Raw genomic sequence first — 17,260 nt, 5'->3', positions numbered from 1 at the left:
ACCTCCGGTAAATCAAAATGGTTTTATATAATTGTATAGAACCAGTATACCAGATATCCGTTATGGATTCAATCAGATTTTGTGAATACAGGGTGGTTTCACACAATTTTCAGAGGCGGACACAAAAACCGAAGGCAGCCCCACACAAGCGTTGTGCGGAACTGCCCTTGTTCATAATGGATAATCCTTTTGCCTTATGTACAAGAAAACGCAATGCGCTGATCCACTGGCAGCGTAGTCACCGACAGCCACATTTTCTCGTGCTCCAGGTTTTTGAATTGATTCGGGAGAAAACTCCTCTCATAGAGATTGTACGCAATCTTCACCGTCGTACTGGTATTGGTTCTGACGGCGCAGGCGTGAGCCTGGTCGTAGTCACCCTCAAAAAAGGGATTGATGCAGGCAGTGACCTCATTGTCGTAGTATGTGAACCAATTGCTTCCAAGGACAGGAAGCGCATAAAAGGTCAGTCCTTTTGGATAATCCCCTTCATTGGCAACCGTCAGGGTCAGCTCCAGGTACTTTTCCGACAGGGAATGAAAATCCTCCGGCTTCTTGCCCAACTCTTTCAGATAATCCTCTGCATCTATCATGCGGGCGGATTCCAGCGAAACAGAATAGCCGGGCTGTTCCAATGCATTATTCGAGATATTGTCGCCAAAGGACACCATTTCGTGCATGCCGTATACCGCAGAGGGCCCCTCATAATGCACAGCAAAGGTACCACCGTTCACCTTATAATACCGCACACACCAAGCCACCAGGCAGACGATCAGAGTTGCTGCGATAATCGGCTTTTTCATTCGGCAGTTCCCTCCGCATCCATGTGCTTTTCATCCGTGATTCTGCCGTGCTCAATGGTGTAGATCGTGTCGCAGACACCCTCCAGGGTGACGTGGTCGTGACAGGTCATGATCACCAGCGCACCTCGCTCCCGTTCTTCGGCAATCAGTTTTTTTGTCAGCGCAACACCGTCTGAATCCAGGGCGTTTGTAGGCTCATCCAGAATCACAAGCTCCGGCGATTCCATGATAGCCGCCGCAATCCCAAGGCGCTGCTTCATACCCAGAGAATACTTGCGGTACTTCTTTTTGTCCTTCGGATCAAGGCCCACCCGGGCAATCGCCTTTCTGACCGTTTCGTCCGTAATCTTTCCCTGTATGGACGCCAGCAGCTTCAGATTCTCAAACCCGCTCATTCCGCCCAAAAAGGCAGGGCTTTCGATCAAAATTCCCATGCTCGGGGGGAAGCTGATGTCCTTTCCAAGCACCTTTCCGTCAAATTGAATCTCTCCTTCGGTGGGAACGATCAAACCCGCTATAAGCCGCATGAGCATGGTTTTTCCGCAGCCATTATATCCGCAGAGTCCATACACAGTACCGCTGTGCAAGGTCAGATTCACCTGGTCTGCAACGAGATTCCCCCTGATTTTCTTCACAACATTTTTTACTGTGATTGTCATATGCCACCTCATTCCTTATCGGGCAAAATATCATATCGTTTGAAATACAATGCGCCAGCTATGATCACTGCTGCAATCAGTCCCAGGCAGATCCACATGCCGGTCATGGCAGGATACGCCTCCTCATAGAACCAATCGCTCCGGGTGGTCATAGCACAGCGGGAAAATGCTGCCGGTGTATCGTCCAGTACTCCAAACATCAGCACGCCGATGCTGATCAGATAGCTGTACATGGGTTTGCAAAACAGGCAGAGCAGCATCTGGAGCATATTCAGCGTACAGAGCACCAGCATAGGTGCCAGCAACAGCCAGACCCGCTGCAGCACAGTCAGATCCGGAGCGCCCTTGAACAAGTAGACAACGCTCCTGTCTGCGGTGATCGTCAGGATATCCGGCGTGTTCGTAAATGTAATATCATAGCCATTGAGTACGCTGAACAGCAGGGCTGTCAACAGGAACAGCACATAGAACCAGACCCCGGATGCAATGCACCAGACGCATTTGGCGCCCCACCATGCCCCTCGTTTCCGGGAGCGTGTCAGCACCTGAATGCCGAACTGGGTCAGATCATTGTGCATATAATCAAAATTGATGAAAACTGCAAAGACAAACAGCGCAATCCAGAAATAGGGCAGCGCAATCACCGTACTGGGATCCGGCGCCTTGGTGATGGGATCGCATCCGTGAAAAAGCTCTGCGATCAGATCCAAAAAGGTCGTGGGGCTTTTAATACCCCCGTATGCTTTAAACATGTTGAGATTGATGTCCGCAGACATACACTCAAACAAGCAAAGGATCGGCACCAATATGTACCGCTTGTTCCGGAGGATCCCCTCCCGGATATCACTTAAAATCAGCTTAAAGGCACTCATATTTTCTACCTCGCAGCACATAAATCAGTGTGGACACAACCACAATGAACCCGATACTTGAAAAGACAGTGACCGGCAGGTTGGCAGCCAGGGGGGCGGCATACAGCTGCTCCGTCCAGACCAGTGCGATTCCATTCCCGTTGATCGCAATTCGATACTTCTGCGCCGCAAAGGAAGCCAGAAGCTGCTGTGCCGTAAACACAAGAAAGGGCACCACACTGGAAACGATGTGATTTTTGATCAGCATGCCTGCTGCCGTACCCATGCTTGCCATGGCGCCGCCCCAGAGAAATGCCACACCGCACCACATCAGTACAAACAGATACGGGCTTTGATAAAAAGCCACAGAGCCAAATGTAAAGGGGCTCGCAGGTGATACCAGGTCATCAGGGATGGGCCAGAATGCCGGCGAAAAGGTGCCGAGCAGCATAAAATCCAGAACCAGCGCACCCACAAAGATCATGCCCCCGCTGATGAACGAAACCAGGTATTTGGCAGTAAAATACCTCCTTCGCCCGATGCGGGTAACGGTTTGTGCAATGTACCCGGTACTCCGGTCGTAGCTGACGCTCCAGCTATAGGCAAAGGCAGTCAGAAGGGGCAGCACTATATGCAGGTAGGAACCTGCACCAATGGCCGGCTGGGTACCCAGCCATTTATGGAAAACGCTGGTATATACGTCGACATCCTGCTGGTACAGCCGGAACCAGGCAAACACGTCTGCAATCACGATCAGTGTAGCAGCGACAGCGGAGAACAGCAGGGTCTTGCTGCGTATCATACGCTTCCATTCAAATACAAATATTCGCTTCATTCCACACCTCACTTCAAGTTCAGATCAACCCACGGACCGCCGTTTTTAGTGTCTGCCGTTTGAAACACCACAGACTCCAGTGGAACGTTTTCTAAGCGAACCAGGTACGAAACCTCAAATTCGGTGGTTTCCCCCGGCTCCAGGTGAAACGCATAGTAGCTTCCGCTGCATGCATCGTGTTTACTGAAATAAAAATCAGGACCCTCTGTGCAGGCACCTAAGGCATCCACCCGGAAATCATATTCTTCATAAAACTCCGGCTCCCACGCATGCTCCGGTGAGGTCGCATTGACATTCTCCACGGTAAAGTGCAGGGTCACGATCACGCCATCATGCAGCAGCTTTCCGCTTGCCTGATCATAGTGCATGCCGTCCACCACACTGTACGGAAACGTATCCTCCAATGCGATTCCCGCCTCTGCAAAGGTCGTAAACACCTCTGCCCGATCAACGGTCACATAGATTTCCCCACTGCCAGCAGGTGGACTTACCAGGTTTTCTGAGTAAAAACGTTCTCCCAAAGCAGTTTGGAATTTGATCTCCGGCGTTTTTGTGGAGCCGGAATCAGAACCACTATCGGTGCTGTCGGCACTATTGACTGCGGCAGAATCACGCTGGGTTTCTGACCAGGTTTCAATCTGAATGTCCCCAAACGTACAGGCGTTCAGCAGCAAAAGCGCACAGGCAAGGGTGCCGCAGAAAAAAGTTCGCTTCATATCTTCCACCTCACTTCAAGTTCAGATCAACTGTTGTGCCGAGTGTGGCTGGATATGCTGTTTCAAACTGCACATGCTTCAGTGCCGTATCCTTATCCGATGCAATCTCTGACCAGTAAACCAGGTATGATACCTCAAATTCGGTGGTTTCCCCCGGCTCCAGGTGAAACGCATAGTAGCTTCCGCTGCATGCATCGTGTTTACTGAAATAAATCTTAGAACCCTCTGTGCAGGCACCTAAGGCATCCGCCCGGAAATCATATTCTTCATAAAATTCCGGCTCCCGCGCATGCTCCGGTGAGGTCGCATTGACATTCTCCACGGTAAAGTGCAGGGTCACGATCACTCTGTCACCCCGGAACGTGCCGCTTGCCTGATCATATTGTATGCCGTCCACCACACTGTCCGGAAACGTATCCTCCAATGCAATTCCCGCCTCCGCAAGGGTCGCAAACACCTCTGCCCGATCAATGGTCACATAGATTTCCCCACTTCCATGAGGTGGTTCTACCAGGGTTTTCGCATAAAAGCGTTCTCCCAGGGCAGCGTGCCTGGGGGCCTCCAGTGTTTTTGCGGAGCCGGAATCAGAACCACTGTCGGTGCTGTCGGCACTATTGACTGCGGCAGAATCACGCTGGGCTTCTGACCAGGTTTCAATCTGAATGTCTCCAACCGTACAGGCGTTCAGCAGCAAAAGCGCACAGGCAAGGGTGCCGCAGAAAAAAGTTCGCTTCATATCTTCCACCTTTCGTTCATCAAGTTCTCTCTGACAGGAAAACAGGATGCCGGACTGCATGATCTCATTCCGCCCGGCATCCTGCTGCTTAAAATCGGGTGTTAGTTTGCAACGGTCACGTTCAGATTGCCGGAATAGTCCGGACTCCACACACCTTTAATGGTGGACGGGTTATAATAGCTTGTGGAACCAAATTTCAGACCGGCGCAGGCATCCCCACGCTCATGGATCAGGTTCTTGACAACATACCGAGTACCTGCTGAAACTGTAACCCGGGCAGTGGAGCGACCGTTTTTGTTGCAGGTTCTGTTTGCCACAGCAGTTGACCAGTTGGTATCGCTCAGTCCCCAGGTCTGAACATACACAGGATAGTCCGCAGCCGTAAGATAAATGTACACGCTGGAATTGTTCGTCTTGACTCTGATACCATTCTTCGTCACAGGCACTTCCGTATAGGTACCGGAAATGCCGGGGGCTGCATTAAAATCGGTGATATTAGCGTTCGTAGTGTTTGCGGCGTGTACGCTCATCCCCCCAGGCTTACCGTAAGGGACGCCGTCGCCATCAGCAGTGCAAGTGTTCTTTTCAGTGCTTTTTTCATTCTGAATTCCTCCTTTGATTTGAGATTGATTTGATAATTACAGCTTTTTCTCCCGAAAGCCTGACCCTTCAATCAGGAAAAAGCAATTACCCTACAGTCTGGGCACGTTTCACCCATATTATCGAAATTACTCGTTTTTTATCCTTAATTGCATTATACAGTATCCTGGGGGTCTTTGTCAATACCTTTATTAGATTTTTTTGAAAATAGGGCTGTAGGAACAATGGTGCATAAAAAAGGCGAATACAAGCAGAGCGCCCCAGTATATGTTTTCCGTGCCGCTGTTCATCCCACAAGCACGTCATCTTTTGGCACGCATCTACTATATAAACGATTGAGCATGCCAAAAAGATGTCACCCAAGGCAAAGTTTACAGAAAGTTCACAATTTTGATGCCACCAACGAGAGGGCAATGCCTGGAGGACTTTGGAAAATGGTCAGGGGTGATGCTGCGTGCGGAAATGCGAATAGATAAAGCGAACCCCGCATCACTGGTTTTCAGCGATGCGGGGTTGTTTGTTAGAATTGGATCTGAAGCCATTTTTCCAATTGTTCCTGCTCTATGATTTTTTGCAGCAATGGCGGATAATTGTTCTGTTAATACGTAAGGTGTATGTTCAGCAGCAGCTAATAACAAAGTCGGGTATCCGTAAAGCGAGTTGATTTTCTTTTCAAGAACACATTGCTTTATGCGCAGACCATGCCGGGAAAGGTTCAAACTCACACCTCAGGCAGAATTCTGTCGGTGCAGTTTCCGGTAGTCCGTTGCAGTCATGCCGGTTTTCTCCCGGAACTGTCGCATGAAGTGGTTTTCATTGTTGTAGCCACACTGTAAAGCTACCTCCCGGATACGTAAATCGGTGTGAGACAGCAGCTGTGCGGCTCGCTTTAACCTAACACTGATGATGTCATCCTTGATGCTGGAGGCAAACACCTGCTTGTATAATCTCTGCAAATGACTTTTACTGATGCAAAGTTGCTCTGCAATGTCTGAAATATTCCACTCCAGCTGGGGATTTACAACCATGCGCCGACGCATGCGAATAATCTGCGCTTTGTAGTCCAGGTAATGATTCTGAACAGTCTGTTTCTGTTGCATTAGCTGCAGCACCCCCTGCTCCAGTTGCTGTTCGACCGCTTCCCGGCTTGTGGAAGTCAATTGTACAGTATAATCGATAAATTCCGGAACCTGCCGGATTTTGAATCGGGCACGCAGACTGTTTTCCACAAATGCCGTCAAATCCACAATGGATGCTGCTTCATTTTCTCCAGGCTGCATCGGCATTAAGACAGCAAATATACTGTCCTCGATTCTACAGCACAGCCGATGTGTGTGATAACTCCGAATGGCTTCTCCGATTGCTGCAACTGGATCCAACTGATTGATCTGATCCGGATAGTAAGTTAGTAACAACAGCACACAACGATTTCCCGCTTTCAAATATCCGGCAGTCACTTCTGGCAGGCGGAACAAGAAGCCCCCTCGGTTCAGCATCCCGGTAACCGGATCCGTCTCCAGTTGTTCCAAATGATGGGGATAAAGCTGGACACGAATCCGCTGCTGTAGGACTTTCAGCCCATTGGAAACAGCGTCACACCAGCTTACATAGGTTTCGTCAATGCGTACAGCCCGACTGTCCTGGAACCCCATTGCTGTAAACCCTAAAATCTGGCCATCGCAATGCAGGGAGGTAAGCACAAGCACATGAGGATCATGGGAAGTCTGCAATGCAGGAAGGACCTGACTGGTCGGGAACAGAAAACCGGACTGCGGGTTTCCCCCAAACCGCTTGGAAAGCAGCAGATACATCTGCTCCGGGAATCCATATTGTCGGACATCATCCGGATTGCGGGCATTTCCCTGCCAATCCCGGCACAGGCAAATATCGATCCAATCCGCTTTTGTAAAAATATGTCCCACCTGATCAATCCGATCAGACAGCTCATGCAAATCAGAAGCCTCCGTCATACGATGAATAAAATCTGTGGCTATAAATGTCTGTTGTTCAGCATTCCGCTGCATCTGATTGTACACATAGCGCTCCAGCCAGAAGCCTTCGTCATTTTCCGGATGCTTCATGCCTGTGCAGCCACAGCTTTTACCGATCCATACGCTTTGGGCTGGACAAATGCATGCGCAGTTCTGCCCGGTCATCATGGTATGCAGTCGGCAAACCGCTTCTGCGCCATATTGCCGATCACGGCCCTGGACGGTGGTCAAAGGAGGATCGCACACCGCCGCATCCATGCCTCCGTCATACCCGGTCACAACCAGATCCTCCGGCACTCGTATTCCATGGGCTGTCAGAGATCTTACCAATGCCGCTGCCATAACATCGCTGGCACACACAATTCCATCCGGACAGGGCAGCGCTCCGGATGCAATCTGTACTCCGATTTGTTCAGGAATGTCTTTCCAGAAGTGTCCGTAGAAAACATCCGATTCCTGGGGATAAATCCCCGCCTCCTCACAGGCATCCAGAAATCCGCCAAGCCGTTCCATCGAGGAAACATGGTTGGGCAATCCAGTGATACAGTACAGCTTCCTGCAGCCGTGGCGTTGAATCAGATGCTTTGTCACCTGGTACATGCCGGAATGCTCCTCCGCCTCAAAAGTCGGGAATCCCGGTTCCTCCCTGCCCAAAACAAGGCAGGGCACATCTGTCTGCCTCAGGCTATCAAAGATCTGCTGAATCACCGCATCCGTGTGAAACCGATCCGCAGCAAACAGAACTCCGTTTAGATGATGAGAACAAGTCAGCGTGTAGATATTCTCCAGCCCGGCGATATACTGATCAAAGCGAACCTCCCGTAAGGAATTAAAAATACCGGTGTAGACAATGACATCATAGCCCAGAGAAATCCCCTGATCACAAGCTCCCTCCAGGAATGCATGATCCAATGCACTGTTGATTTCAGGCAGAATCAGACCGATTTTCCCCTTTGCGCCCATAGAACACCATCCTCCGCAGCAATGATTCGATACTGTCCTTCTTTGTACACATTGTACAATGGGATTGCTCCGATGTCAATTCTGAAATATGCTTCTTTTTTAGCTAAAATGCGATATTTTTATTGACGAACCTTGAAAGTAATGCTACAATAGAAACAAAAACAGCACCGCACGCTCCGCTGACGGATCGGTGCAATGCTGTATAAGAAAGAGAGAGGAACTAGTATGAGATGCAGCGCTGTAGGCTATCATCATATCCACGACAGCAGCTTTCAGAAAAAAAGACCAAACGGCTCATCAGATTGGCTGCTGCTGCTGGTCAAGACCCCTGCGCAATTCATCATTGAGGGAGAAATCATTCACGCAAAAGCGAATTCCTATATGATCTATTCTCTGGATACGCCTCAGCACTATGGTGCAGACGGTGCCGATTACATCGACGACTGGCTGCATTTCTACCCGGATCCGGAGGAGTTAGAATTGTTTCAAGCTCTATCCATTCCACTGAACAGACCCGTTTATATCGGCAACATTGCTGCTGCCTCTGCCATTATCAGAAACATGTGCTTTGAGTTTTACTCTGCGCACTTGTGCAAGCAGGAATCCGTCACGCTGTATTTCCGAATGATGCTTTATAAGTTCCACGAACAAGAAGCCTTCCGTTATTCCGATACCATCCTGACGCTGACCCGGCATATGCCTCATTTACTGTGGATCAGGGAATCCATTTTTCGCTGGCCGGAACAGGAGTGGAGCGCAGACGTGCTTGCCCGGGAAATGCAATTGAGCCAATCCCGGTTCCTGCATCTTTATAAGGAGGCCTTTGGTTCTACCATGCTCCAGGACATTACAGACAGCCGCATCCAGAAGGGATGCGAACTGCTGCGAACCACAAACCTGAAGCTTCCGGAGATTGCCGATGCCTGCGGCTATGCCAGTGTGCCTTATTTTATCATGCTCTTTCGCAGCAAAACCGGCATGACACCACATGCATACCGCAAGGCACAGCAGGCCCAACTGTAGCCATCACTTCATGTTCAACAGGAACTTTTTCACCTTTATGTAGGTGAAATAAATCATAAAATCAGCCTCACCGTAATCGGAGAGGCTGATTTATATATACGCTGCTGCACAGGATATGCAGATCTGCACAGCAGCATCAAGGGGGGCTAATTTTTTGAACCGCCTAACAGGAATTTTGTCAACACAACCGCATCCGCTATTTCCACGCTGCCGGTGCCGTTCAGATCTGCCCGGCGCAGGGCATTCCGGTTCAGGGACTGTCCCAGCAATGCCCGGCGCATCCTTGCAAGATCCATGCCGTTGACCATGCCGTCCCCGTTTACATCCCCGGGGATCACCGGCTCGGCTGTATTCTCCGCAGCCAGCACCACATAGTTCACAGCCTGGTTCAGATTGATCGCACCCAGCGTCACTGCTGCATCCTGCTTTACGTCTTTCTGATACACCACATATGTTACAACCGGATTTCCGTCATCCGTCAAAGTCATGTTCGTCTTTTCCCAGCCACTGAGCCATGCTGACGCATTCTGCTCTGCCCGGGTATCCACTGCCACATAGGCTGTCAGATCCTTCGCTGCCGTGAAGCATGCTTCCTCGCCCGCATATTTTTTTGAATCACAAGCTGTCCGGATCCACTCTGCATCCTGCAGAAGCTCCGGCACTGCGGTAAACTTACAGGTTCTATCCCCAAATACCTGGCTGCCAACATTCAGCCCGGACTGAATTGACCAATCGCCTGCATTCTCCTTGTCATATACGTTCAGACTCTTGATCAGCTTCCCGTCGGGGATGGGATCCGGTTCCACAACCGGTGGTTGAGACGAATCCCGAACCAAGGAAAAATCATCCACTAGCAGCCAATTTCCCGCCTTGGCATCTGAATAAATTCCAATCTGTACGGTACCATTGGTGACCTGGATATCAGAAATAGTGACCTCTTCCCAATTGTCTATTTTTCGATTCACATTGATAATCTTATCAGCGCCGGCACCCCGCACATACAGCATAGCCGAATTCTGACCACCCGTACTTCTTACCCATGCCCGCATGGTGTAGGTTCCGTTGGGGAGCTTGACATCCTGTGTCATAGTAGCCTTGTATGCGCTATCGCTCCACTGCCGTGCACACCAGTTGCCTGTACGTCCGCCCTTTTTGTTGCTGTTGCCGGTGCCGGATGCCTTCCAGCCTGCAAGCGTAGTCTGGGACACCCGATCTGCTTCAAAAGTGGGGTTGAGAATATAATTGTTGCCTGCGCCCACCTGCCATTCACCGGTCTGTGCATTCAGGCTCCATTCGCTCAGGGAATGGAATGTCACCTTGTCACCATTCACCGTCAGTGGCACCCACTGGTTATAGCCAATTCCGTTTCCGGCAAAATCGCTCCAACGATCGCCACAATACAGAACTGTCTCCTGCTTACTGCCATGCACAGTGTAGAAAAAGCCCGTCTGGGTCACATAGGAGAAATCTTCATCCGTTCCCTCCATCACCTTCCAGTCTGAATATGGGCCTGTGATCTTGTCGGCAACCATGTAATAGCTGTGGGATGCATTCCAACCGTGCAGATCCGATGCACAGAAATAATACTTCCCCTTGTATTTAAACAGGCAATTACCTTCTCTGCCCTTTCCCTTCGCCACTTCCACTGCAGGTTCAGCATACAGGAAATCCGATGTCCGCAGTTTGGAAATATACTGATGTCCTCTGCCGCCCTTATTAGAGCAAACCAGATACGCCTGCCCATCGTCATCCACGAACAAAGTCTGATCCCCAGTGCCTTGCTTGAGCACATTCTGAATCTGATCCTGCACGGTTTCCACTTGGAAATTACCCGTAGGCGTATCACAGGAGGCAAAGAGGATGCTGTCATTGTACTGGGTCACCAGTACATACTTTTTCGTCTTTGCACAGTAGGCAACGCCCATGCGTCCAACCCAGTAGGTCCAGCCAAAATTCTTGGTATTTGCCGTCAGAACATCGTTCTCAAACTTCCAGTTCACAAGATCCTTGGAAGAATAGCAAGTCACAGAGCGAAAGGAAGTATCGTTCACCTTTTTGGTCGGATTTGCGGCATATGTGTCTGCGCCGTTGTAGTGCACGCCGTACCAGTAATAAGTATCCCCGAATTGAAATACGCCGCCGCCCTGAGAATAGATGTTGTTTCCGGATGTGTCCTTCCAAAACGTATCGTTGTAAATAGTGTTTCCAACTGCCGCTGCTGTTGGCTCCGGACAAGCAGATGGACTGACTAGCATTCCCGTTCCAAGCACCATTGCAAGCAATGCAGAAACCGATTTCCTGAACAATTTCTGTAGTTTCATTATGCACACTCCTTTTCAGCCATTCTTCTGGATGATATAATCCTGCTGCCAAATCCGCTTCAGAAACAAGCAGATTTTCTTCTGGTTCTATCGTAACATAAAACAGTAAAAAAACAAATGCAGGAATCGATCAAATAAATGACGTTTTTGAGCAAATCATCCCGACCCAGATGCTCCATCGTATAACTCCCTGTCCCTTGCTGGGCATAAGCAGCTGTGCCAGTCGGTACAACCGCCGCTATGTTCGCCAGCATTGCAAGGGCAAGCAGCATTATTCCAACTTTCCTTTTTCTCATAATCGTTCCCTCCGCAATATCTTTTATCGTTTAGAATCTCGGTGCAATGCTGCCCAACCTGTTATCGCAATTTGTCTCCTATTTTCAGATCAAGTTTTTTCGTTTCCTCTGCGATCATTCGTGCAATTTTCAATGCTCCTGCATGACTCAAATGCGTATTATCCAAACTAGTTTTTGCTGTATCAGCATAACAATGCATCTTGACAGTTTCAGCAGCACCGCCATAGTTATAAAGGCTTGTATGGTTACTATTATCATGAGTACTTATCCGTAGCAAAACGGCAGGATAATCAGCAGAAACAGCTTCAGCAATCGCAGGAGAGAAAGCATTGGTAAACAAAATGCTGATGATCGCTAAAAACGCACATGCTATAGAAAACAACCTTAAATTGAGCACTTTCTTCATAGTATCCCTCCTTAGGAATCTGTAAAATATATCGGTAAGAAGCCCGAGATGCAGTTCTTTCTGTATATAATGATACAATGAATTCAGAAGCTAGGCAATGCATTAATTGCTCAAAAATGTAACGTTTTTGAGCAAAAACAACGTTCTCCCCCTGTTCCTCAACCATGTCTTTTTCCCACAAGTAAAGGCAACACCGCACAAAGATTGCGGTGTTGCCTTTGGCACCAAATGAAAATCATTTATTTTGAATCAAAGCTCGTTTCATCAGACATAAATCAAAAACTGTCAGCCTGTCATCTTCGCAAAAATCTCCTGCCTTCCAGTCGGCAAGCTCTGTGTTTGGCACTGCAAGCAGCCATTTCTGGAGGAGAACCGCATCTGCAATGTTGAAGCTGCCGTCTGCATTCACATCACCGAGCACCGTTTTTTCCGGCACTGCAGGCTCTAAAATAAATTTCTGCCCATCGCCGCCCCAGTATTCCCACTGGCAGATATTCGCACCGGCATCCTTACTGATATTGTAGACGTCCGCACAGGAATTGCCCCCTGAAACTGCGGTCAGCAGCGCATATTGTCCGCCGCCTGTATCCAGAAATCTGAACCTTTGTGAGGCATCGCCGATGTAATCTGTAATCACAATATCTGCGCCGTTTTCAGCGCTTGCATTTTCAACAGTCAGTGCCTTGCCATGTGTGGTGCGAATCGTATACCACCCGTTATCCACTGCGGTAATATTCCAGATTTGTGCATCAGTATTCTGTTCTGCACTGCCATTCTTGATATCCATGTCTGCATGCATATACAACGCACTGTTGACATTCTGTATGGTATAGGTTCCATCGGCAACCGGTGTCAAATTGACGATATCCTCCACAGGATTATATGCCGTTTCCTTGCTGCCCCAGATGCAGATGTTTATCCCTGTTGCAGTAAAAGTCATTTTCCTGACCGGCGTATCCGATTCGTCCTCCTGTACAATAAATGCGCCTTTATAAGTCACACCACCCCAGGTGAAGCTCATATACGGCGTGCCGTTCTTTGTGATTTTCCACGTTGCATCAATATCTCCGGTGACAGTTCCATCCGCATTCAGCGTAATGTGAATCGGCTTTTCCACATCGGCGGATTTTTCATTTTCAAATTTCTGATTCGGGTTGTGCCAGATCAACTCATAGTTGCCGACAATTGCTTCCATTGTATGCCCGTCTGCTGAAAGCGTTTCGCCGGAGTATTCATATGCGGTTGCAGTCGGCCATCCGTCCTCGTTCAGAAGCATCTGGTGTACACGCACTTCATGCCCACCATAATTATCGTCAAATTTGTTATGATAGATGCAAAACAGCTTGCCGTCGTCGTCCATCAGCGCCGAGTTGTGTCCCTGTGCTGTATTTGGCTTTGTATTGCAGCTCCATTGATAATTGCTCATAAGGCGTTCTCCGATATTGCCTGCAATATTATCCATGGCTTGTGCATAAATTGAAGAATTGCCGTTCTGGTCAACATAAGGTCCCTGTGGGTTTTCACTGCGGAAAACACGCATATTGTATCCGCCCTTATTGTTGAAATGACCATAGGAAAGGAACATGTAATAATATCCTTTTTCTGCACCCGGGGACTTCATATATTCAATGTATGGCCCTTCACCGGAAGTCCAGTGTCCGCCTGCAACATGAACGCCCATATACGCATCAGACTGTACGGCGCCATTGTAAGATTCCGTTTTATACTGCACCGTATAATCACGCAACCCCGTCTTTTCATCCAGTTCCAGCATATATATGCCGCCGAACCAGGAACCATATACCATCCACAGATTTCCTTCTTCATCATAGAACGTGCAGGGATCAATTGCATTTGTGCCGTATTCGGCGTTCCACTTTCCGCTGCTGTTGAGATACCGGCTAAGATCCGGATGACTGCCGAGGACTTTTTCCACGTCTGTGTTTGCATAATGGTTTGCCCCATTGGCAGGATTGGTTTCAAACCCGGAGTATACGATGGTATCGGAATATTGATACGGGCCATCGATGTTGTCAGCCGTGCAAAGTACGATTGAAGAATGCCAGTTGTCCCCATTCACGCTGAGGTACATACAATACTTCTGCATATCGGGATTCCAGACAATATCGGGTGCCCACAGGTTGCCGGAAAGGTCATAATTTTCACTGGTGCCGGACCATCCGGCAGGTTTCGCAAGATCCGTGTAAATATCCCGGAAAAACGTGGTGTTTTTCGTGCCGTAATTTGAGTTTGCCGTCCATGTCCAATTTTGCAGATCCGTTGAGCGTGCGGCAGCAAGATGTGAACCAATGATGTAATAGCTGCCATCTGCAAGCTTGATTACAGATGGGTCATGTACGGATACACGGGATTTGTTGGAAGCGGCATCTGCTTTCGTGCTTACCAGACTGGGGACAGCCCCTAAGAACATCAGCATTGCACTTGACACAAGAAACGCAGCAGTCTTCTGATGGAATGTGTGAGTGTTCATGGGAATTCTCCTTTTTGGTATTTTTCTTTATTTTACACTGATATTAAAAGCACGTCAATAAAAAATCGTAACATAAAGATGATGTTTCACAACATTTTTTGTATAAAGTGCATTTGGGAAGTATAGCTGCATGTAGGCATCAATGCATAATACGACAAGGAGTCGAAAGGAAAACGCCCAATCTATAAACAGATCAGGCGTATCTTTATAGAGCACACTGACCTGGATCCCTCTCAATTTACGCATGTAACCGTAAAATAGCATCATATCTGGTGGTATTAAATGCGAGGATGAAGCGACGACGGTCATAATGGAAAGCGTCCGCCCAAAAAGCGGCTATAAATCTCACAGCCGCCTATTCGTATACTATTCTAATTTTCTTTCAAGCTCTCTCCAAATCCCTTTACAATCGGATCGAGGAAGTATCTCATAACCGATTTTCACTTCCACTGAACCTGATAAACCAGACATCACATCAGGGAGTGTTGACACTAAGATAATGCGGCTCTTTTTCTCCCGCTGTCCAAGATGTATGATAGTGCTGCAATAAAATGCGTGCGTTTTTATTTTCCCTATTGACAATTTTCCGATAATAATATATAATCAGAATGGATCGCGCAATCCAAACATTTAATTATGACATTGTATTGACATGAAAGAGGAAGATACATGAAAAAGCGTCAGTTTGCAATGCTTTGCCTTGCAGTGACTCTATGTCTGAGCGCATGCGGCAAGACGGATTCGGAACAGCAGAGTGCGTCAGTCCCCTTCGGCACCTATGTGTACACCTATGAGGACGGGAGCACCTCCCAGATCACTGTGGATGCGCACACCTTCCGGATCCAGAATGGGGACTATTCCTCCTGTGCTTCGTTTGCAATTGCCAGCCGTATCTTTGCTGCGTCAGCAGAAGTGAAGAAGGAGGGACTTCAACTTTCAGATGCGGAAAAAAACAGGATCATCGATGAAGCCAATCACTTTGATTTTGCGGCATATGATGGACTGGAGGTTCCATATGATCTGGAAGAGTTATACGGAACAGATGTCAACTTGAATGCGAAAAACGAGAACGGGGAACCCATCTGGGGACTGGGACTTACCTATTACGGGGACGATCGAACCATCGGCTTCGGAGATGGGTATTATGTACTGCAAGAGTAATCAAACATAAATCTGGCAGCATCCTCTTACGCATGTAACCGTAAAATAGCCTCATATCTGGTGATATTAAATGCGAGGATGAAGCGGCGACGGTCATAATGGAAAGCGTCCGTCAAAAAAGCGGCTGTAAATCCCTTTACAATCGGATCGAGGAAGTATCGCATAACCGATTTTCACTTCCACTGAACCTGATAAACCAGACATCACATCAGGGAGTGTTGACACTAAGATAATGCGGCTCTTTTTCTGCCGCTGTCCAAGATGTATGATAGTGCTGCAATAAAATGCGTGTGTTTTTATTTTTCCTATTGACAATTTTCCGATAATAATATATAATCAGAATGGATCGCGCAATCCAAACATTTAATTATGACATTGTATTGACATCAAGGAGGAAAATTTATGAGGTATCGAAAATTATGCATCAGCGTGCTGCTCGTTGCAATCGCAGGTGGTGTGTTGGCAGGCTGTAATGGCAAAGCATCTCACAGTGATTCAGAAACAAGCACTTCCTATGTGTATCAGTTTACAGCACATTGTTCCGGAGGGGACACTGTGCCTGGTCATGCAAACAAGATGGTTCTGACGCAAGCAACCGGACAACGAGAGAAGGTTTCGGTAACCGACTTTTATATCGACTTGGGCACTGCAGGAAACTATAAAGTAATCGCCCCTTCTAGAGCAACTTGGAGTGGAACACCCAAGAAGGGTGGTTACACTTCGGTAAGCGGTTTGCAGTGGGGAGCTGGCAGTTCTTTCAGCCCTTTTACTGGAAGAGTTGTTTGGACGTCTCTTGATCTGGATGGAGATGGAAATAAAGAGGGCAAGGCAGTCTTCTATTATGATTGATTGCGAATCAAGCAGGGAGTTTTCATATGAAGAACAGAGTTCAACGGCTGCCGCTCTTTTGCCTTGCAGCGATTCTATGTCTGAGCGCATGCGGCAAGACGGATTCGGAACAGCAGAGTGCGTCAGTCCCATTCGGCACCTATGTGTACACCTATGAGGACGGGAGCACCTCCCAGATCACTGTGGATGCGCACACCTTCCGGATCCAGAATGGAGACTATTCTTATTGTGCACAGATTGCTGCCGGTCGGCGGTTATTTGCCGCTTTGGGCGAGCAGCACAAAGAAGGCTATTCGCTGTCGGATGAAGAAAAAAATAAGATTGTTGAAGAAGCCAACAGTTTTGACTATGCAGCATATGACGAGACTTCAGTGCCGTATTATCTAGAAAGGATGGAGGAACCGGATGTAAATCTGATTGCAGAAAACGAGAACGGGGAACCCATCTGGGGATTGCAGCTTACCTATTACGGGGACGATCGAACCATCGGCTTCGGAGATGGGTACTATGTACTGCAAGAGTAATCAAACATAAAACTGGCAGCATCCTCCGGGGCGTG

Annotated in this window: 17 protein-coding genes; 4 read left to right on the top strand and 13 right to left on the bottom strand. The window is 48.3% G+C overall.

Going from position 1 to position 17,260, the window contains the following annotated elements; all coding sequences use genetic code 11:
• Positions 1-194 precede the first annotated feature (194 nt).
• The 9 genes from RUM_RS04525 to RUM_RS04490 form a co-directional block, all read right to left on the bottom strand.
• Positions 195-803 (bottom strand): DUF5028 domain-containing protein, encoded by a 609-nt coding sequence (locus RUM_RS04525; protein WP_015558021.1) that lies wholly within the window; start codon positions 801-803, stop codon positions 195-197.
• Positions 800-1,462 carry an ATP-binding cassette domain-containing protein gene (locus tag RUM_RS04520; protein WP_015558020.1) on the bottom strand — a complete coding sequence of 221 codons (663 nt, stop codon included), beginning with the start codon at positions 1,460-1,462 and terminating at the stop codon, positions 800-802. Before RUM_RS04520 ends, RUM_RS04525 begins: the two co-directional genes overlap by 4 nt.
• An 8-nt stretch (positions 1,463-1,470) precedes the next feature.
• Complete coding sequence (locus RUM_RS04515) at positions 1,471-2,334, bottom strand: hypothetical protein (RefSeq protein WP_015558019.1); 864 nt, start codon at positions 2,332-2,334, stop codon at positions 1,471-1,473.
• Positions 2,321-3,148: a hypothetical protein gene (locus RUM_RS04510; RefSeq protein ID WP_147645565.1), complete on the bottom strand. Its 828-nt coding sequence runs from the start codon at positions 3,146-3,148 to the stop codon at positions 2,321-2,323. Before RUM_RS04510 ends, RUM_RS04515 begins: the two co-directional genes overlap by 14 nt.
• An 8-nt stretch (positions 3,149-3,156) precedes the next feature.
• A complete protein-coding gene (locus RUM_RS04505) occupies positions 3,157-3,864 on the bottom strand; it encodes a hypothetical protein (RefSeq protein WP_015558017.1) in 708 nt (235 codons plus the stop codon).
• A 10-nt stretch (positions 3,865-3,874) separates the two neighbouring features.
• Positions 3,875-4,600: a hypothetical protein gene (locus RUM_RS04500; RefSeq protein ID WP_197533019.1), complete on the bottom strand. Its 726-nt coding sequence runs from the start codon at positions 4,598-4,600 to the stop codon at positions 3,875-3,877.
• Between the two features lie 101 nt (positions 4,601-4,701).
• On the bottom strand, positions 4,702-5,130 hold the full coding sequence (locus tag RUM_RS04495; protein WP_015558015.1) for a hypothetical protein: 429 nt from the start codon (positions 5,128-5,130) through the stop codon (positions 4,702-4,704).
• Between the two features lie 441 nt (positions 5,131-5,571).
• Entirely contained in the window at positions 5,572-5,919 is a 348-nt protein-coding gene (locus tag RUM_RS12585; protein WP_147645564.1) for a hypothetical protein, read from the bottom strand.
• 9 nt (positions 5,920-5,928) lie between these two features.
• Positions 5,929-8,154 (bottom strand): substrate-binding domain-containing protein, encoded by a 2,226-nt coding sequence (locus RUM_RS04490; RefSeq protein WP_015558013.1) that lies wholly within the window; start codon positions 8,152-8,154, stop codon positions 5,929-5,931.
• Between the two features lie 225 nt (positions 8,155-8,379).
• Here RUM_RS04490 and RUM_RS04485 point away from each other — a divergent pair, with 225 nt between their 5' ends.
• Positions 8,380-9,177: a helix-turn-helix transcriptional regulator gene (locus tag RUM_RS04485; protein WP_015558012.1), complete on the top strand. Its 798-nt coding sequence runs from the start codon at positions 8,380-8,382 to the stop codon at positions 9,175-9,177.
• 146 nt (positions 9,178-9,323) lie between these two features.
• Here the strand turns inward: RUM_RS04485 and RUM_RS04480 are convergent, their stop codons facing one another.
• From RUM_RS04480 to RUM_RS04465, 4 genes are all read right to left on the bottom strand, one after another.
• Entirely contained in the window at positions 9,324-11,498 is a 2,175-nt protein-coding gene (locus RUM_RS04480; RefSeq protein WP_015558010.1) for a family 43 glycosylhydrolase, read from the bottom strand.
• Between the two features lie 59 nt (positions 11,499-11,557).
• A complete protein-coding gene (locus tag RUM_RS04475) occupies positions 11,558-11,794 on the bottom strand; it encodes a hypothetical protein (RefSeq protein WP_015558009.1) in 237 nt (78 codons plus the stop codon).
• A gap of 61 nt (positions 11,795-11,855) precedes the next feature.
• Entirely contained in the window at positions 11,856-12,200 is a 345-nt protein-coding gene (locus tag RUM_RS04470) for an SGNH/GDSL hydrolase family protein (protein ID WP_015558008.1), read from the bottom strand.
• Between the two features lie 235 nt (positions 12,201-12,435).
• The gene (locus RUM_RS04465) at positions 12,436-14,637 is read right to left on the bottom strand and encodes a family 43 glycosylhydrolase (protein WP_147645635.1); all 2,202 of its coding nucleotides are present in this window, start codon (positions 14,635-14,637) and stop codon (positions 12,436-12,438) included.
• 723 nt (positions 14,638-15,360) lie between these two features.
• Here RUM_RS04465 and RUM_RS04460 point away from each other — a divergent pair.
• The 3 genes from RUM_RS04460 (at position 15,361) to RUM_RS04450 (ending at position 17,225) form a co-directional block, all read left to right on the top strand.
• Positions 15,361-15,852: a hypothetical protein gene (locus tag RUM_RS04460; RefSeq protein ID WP_015558006.1), complete on the top strand. Its 492-nt coding sequence runs from the start codon at positions 15,361-15,363 to the stop codon at positions 15,850-15,852.
• A gap of 402 nt (positions 15,853-16,254) precedes the next feature.
• Positions 16,255-16,701, top strand: a complete 447-nt coding sequence (locus RUM_RS04455) for a hypothetical protein (RefSeq protein WP_015558005.1) — start codon at positions 16,255-16,257, stop codon at positions 16,699-16,701.
• 26 nt (positions 16,702-16,727) lie between these two features.
• Entirely contained in the window at positions 16,728-17,225 is a 498-nt protein-coding gene (locus RUM_RS04450) for a hypothetical protein (protein ID WP_015558004.1), read from the top strand.
• The last annotated feature ends 35 nt before the right edge of the window (positions 17,226-17,260 follow it).

Source organism: Ruminococcus champanellensis 18P13 = JCM 17042, from assembly GCF_000210095.1.
GTDB classification, from domain to species: Bacteria; Bacillota; Clostridia; order Oscillospirales; family Ruminococcaceae; genus Ruminococcus_F; species Ruminococcus_F champanellensis.
This window is presented reverse-complemented; position numbering and strand designations above follow the sequence as displayed.